Here is a 1,624-nt window from a genome sequence, read left to right on the forward strand (position 1 = left end):
ATGCCAGGCATGAATGGCACTTGATTAAGGGCAGGATTCGTTTTTTGGCAGGTTCATTTACAGGCATATGTATTAAAATTTTTGTGTAACATTATTTGAACATTCCAACGATGCTTGAACTCCACTTCACATGGCTGTTCAAACTTCTTTCCTCCCTCATTTCCCTCACCTGCTTCAGGGCAGGGCCAAGCCTTCCCTGGCCAGCCTGCTTGCCCGGGGCATCGAGCACTTCCGCCACCTCTCCTTGCCCGATCTTTCCGCCCTGATCGGTCCCTTCTTCCCTCAGGATTTCTTCTCCAGTGCTCCTGATTCCAAACCACTTCGAGAGTCCATTTACACCCCCACCACCCTCTTCTGGGCCTTTCTTTTCCAAGTGCTCAACCCGGGCATGGCCTGCCAGGGCGTCGTCGCCAAAGTCCGTGCCTGGCTCATCAACCGTCCGCTCGATCCCAAGCGTCCTTCCCTGAGAACCGGGGCTTTTTGCCAGGCGCGTTGCGCTCTGAGCCTTCCGTTTGTCCAGGCTGCCTGCGAGGCTCTGCGCTCCAAACTCACCGCACAGGCACCCTCAGCCTGGCTGTGGTGCGGACGTGAGGTCAAAGTGCTTGATGGCACGAGTTGCTCGATGCCTGACACCACCAGGAACCAGGAGCGCTGGCCGCAGCCCCCTGCTCAGAAGCCGGGTTGCGGCTTTCCGGTTGCCTCCATGCTGGGTGTCTTCTGCCTCTCGACGGGTGCCTGGCTGGGCCACGCGCTGGGCAGGTGGTGCCGTCATGACCTGGGCCTCTGGCAGCAGGTGAGCCATCTGCTCAAACAGGGCGATGTGCTCCTCGGCGACGCCGGCTTCTGCGCCTGGGCGCTCATGGCCGAGCTCAAGGCGCGTGGCGTTGACACCGTCCTGCGCCTGCATCAGGCACGCCCCAAGGACCTGGGAAAAGGCCGCTCTTTGGGCGGCCATCAATGCCTGCAGAGCTGGCACAAGCCCAAACATCGACCTGGCAAGTGCCCGTGGGATGCCCGGCAGTGGGAGGCGCTGCCGGAGCAGCTCGAAGTGCGCATCATCAAGGTGCCCATTGAGCGCAAAGGCTTCCGTACCCATTGCGTGTGGATCGCCACCACGCTGGTCGATGCCAAAGGGTATGGCGTGGAGCAGATCGCCGAACTCTACCACCGCCGCTGGAGCATCGAGCTGTTTTTTCGGGACATCAAAACGACGATGAAAATGGATGTGCTGCGCTGCAAGACTCCCGACATGATCGAGAAGGAGATCCTCATGCATGCCTGCGCCTACAACGCCATCCGGCTGCTCATCCTGCACAGCGCCAGCGCGCACGGCCGTGAGCTTGGGCGGGTCAGCTTCAAAGGCGCGCTTGACGTGCTGCGCGAATGGCTGCCGCGTGCCGCACTCTATGCTGACAAGCCTCGCAAACTGGAACAGTGGCGGGATGAATTGCTCAAAGCCATCGCCTCAGTGATGAACCCCCAACGCACCGGACGACGCGAACCCAGGGCCAAGAAACGACGCCCCAAAACCCATCAGCTGCTGACGCAGCCGCGCCGCGAGTTTCAGGAAATCCCCCACCGCGACAAGTATCGAAAGGCGGCTTAATCAAGTGCCATTCATGCC

At 60.2% G+C, this 1,624-nt stretch carries 1 protein-coding gene; it reads left to right on the forward strand.

The genetic code is table 11. The features are described 5' to 3' along the window. Positions 1-130 precede the first annotated feature (130 nt). Positions 131-1,606: an IS4 family transposase gene (locus tag ACFQDI_RS25160; RefSeq protein WP_377172269.1), complete on the forward strand. Its 1,476-nt coding sequence runs from the start codon at positions 131-133 to the stop codon at positions 1,604-1,606. Positions 1,607-1,624: the final 18 nt, after the last annotated feature.

Origin of the sequence: Prosthecobacter fluviatilis, assembly GCF_042655725.1 — a bacterium.
GTDB classification, from domain to species: Bacteria; Verrucomicrobiota; Verrucomicrobiia; order Verrucomicrobiales; family Verrucomicrobiaceae; genus Prosthecobacter; species Prosthecobacter fluviatilis.

Bases quoted from the DNA above. Each gene is read 5' to 3' on its own strand.
- ACFQDI_RS25160 (WP_377172269.1), top strand. From the start codon at position 131: ATGGCTGTTCAAACTTCTTTCCTCCCTCATTTCCCTCACCTGCTTCAG.